Source organism: Gluconobacter sp. P1C6_b (genome assembly GCF_018811945.1).
GTDB lineage: Bacteria > Pseudomonadota > Alphaproteobacteria > Acetobacterales > Acetobacteraceae > Gluconobacter.
Genome location: NZ_JACRVU010000057.1, coordinates 1 through 1953, shown reverse-complemented (window position 1 = coordinate 1953; position 1953 = coordinate 1). Strand labels below are relative to the sequence as shown.

Below are 1953 nucleotides of genomic sequence, written 5' to 3'. Positions count from 1 at the left end.
GGGCCACCAGAGACGTCAGCATCACGCCACGTCCGTCATGACCGAGGCGGCGGAGCACGGAGAGGACACGCGGAGCTAGCGGATCGTCTCCAAAAAGGGGGCGCGTTACCATGATACGCCTCCCTCCAGTCGGTTGCGCCATCTCCGGGCGGCTGTGCGCAAGGAGCGGCGATAGCGGGAATAAAGTCCTTTCAGTGTCGACATCCACATCCTCCGATTAAAGCAACATGGACTCCAGTTGTCTGGCTCACAGAGCCTATGCCGGACCCGATGGCGTCCGGCGAAAGCAAGATTGGAAGAGATGCTTGCCTCGTCAAGGGGGCACGAAATGCAGATTCTTTTTCATGAATAATTTTATTATTTATATTTGTATTTATTTTTTGTGGCGGTGTTGCGGACGGAAACTACAGGGGTTTTGTTGATATTCGTTAACCATCATGGCGATGATCGCGGAAAATCAATATATTTTCCTTCTATGATGGTGGCCCGGGGTTTTCCGGCCACCACCTGTTTTAGAGAGCGCTTCCAGCGCGTCCGTTTGTCGGGACTTCCGTCCGCGTCTCGACGGCGGGCGTCAGAGCCGTCGAACCAGCCTTTTGATCTCCGGGATTGTCAACTGCCATCGGCGCGGGGAGCGTCGCACAGGACTTGCTTCCGGTGCGTGACACATGAACGATTGGCGCCGCCTGACCGTTTGATGTGATCGTGATCGTCTGCGTACAGGCGCTGGGTCCACCGGTGCTGACCGCCTCGAAACGCTGCCAGGACATGCTCTGTTTCGGGAGGTCATGACCAACAGCCGGAACGGCGCGCAGGACGCCGTCCAGCCGCGAGCCCAATGTCCGATCGACCGCCTCCATGAGAGCCATATTGCGTGCCATCATGCGATCAACGGCCTCGAACATGTCGATATCAGGCATTGCCGCTGTCGTTGCGATGCCCTGGACCGGGACCAGGATACCGACCTGGTGTCCCCGTGCATCAACGACGCGCAACGTATCCTGAGCCTGCGCAGGCAGGGCAGCCGCGCCGCAGGCCAGTGTAGCAACAAAGGTGCCGGCCTGAATCATACGAGAAAAATGCATTTTGGAATCCTCCGTGTCTGTTAAGCAGTGTCGGACGACGCGGAAAATATGGAGCGCCAAGAATTAGCCCGCAAGGAGTTAAATGGTGATATCTAGCAACTGTGTTTAAGCGGCGGAGCTAATGCGCCATGGCACTCCAGTTTTGAGGATAGCATTGGCGATTGTGATGAGGCGCCGTGCGATAGCGACGATCACTAGTTTATGTGGTTTACCCCGCTCTTTCATGCGCTTGGCAACAGCTTTCAGAACTGGATTATGGCAGGCAGCTGCCAATCCTGCCTGGAACAGCACGTGGCGGAGAGATCTTCTTCCCCCTGAAATGACCCGTTTCCCACGCATCGCGCCACTATCATGAGCCATTGGCGCAAGACCAGTCATTGCAGCGGCTTCTGTCGCTGTCATGCGGCCGAGCTCTGGCATTTCTGCGAGAAGCATGGCGACTGATACCGGGCCAATACCAGGAATGGAACGGAGAAGCTCTGCTTTGGCGGAGAGTTCTTCTGCCTCTCCGATAACACTTTCAATCCGTTGTTCAAGCTCGCTGATCTGGCTTTCGAGAAATGCTTTGAGACTGCTGTCCATATCCTCCAGTTCAGCGCTCACACCCTGCTTGCGGCGTGCCGAAATCTGGGCAGAAAGCCGTTTACGTGCCTCCACCATCTGAGCTCTGCGCACCGTCAGTGCCCGCAGAAACTGGAGCTTCTCATCCGGCAGTGTTCGTCCTGCTTCTGGACGAAAAGCCATAAAGCGCGCAATCAATTCCGCATCGATCTGATCGGTTTTCGCGCGTTTCCCCATGGCGAGTGCGAAAGCTTTGATCTGTGCTGGAGGCAACTGGACGGCATTGAGTCCCATACTGATGAGAACA

General features: G+C 56.0%; 2 protein-coding genes. Both read right to left on the bottom strand.

Features of this window, described 5'->3' with window-relative positions; all coding sequences use genetic code 11:
- Nucleotides 1-512 precede the first annotated feature (512 nt).
- Nucleotides 513-1085, bottom strand: coding sequence for a hypothetical protein (locus KP701_RS16040; RefSeq protein ID WP_099287333.1), 573 nt, complete (start codon nt 1083-1085; stop codon nt 513-515).
- Between the two features lie 105 nt (nt 1086-1190).
- A partial coding sequence (locus KP701_RS16035; RefSeq protein WP_215747903.1) for an IS110 family transposase occupies nt 1191-1953 on the bottom strand: 763 nt, incomplete at its 5' end.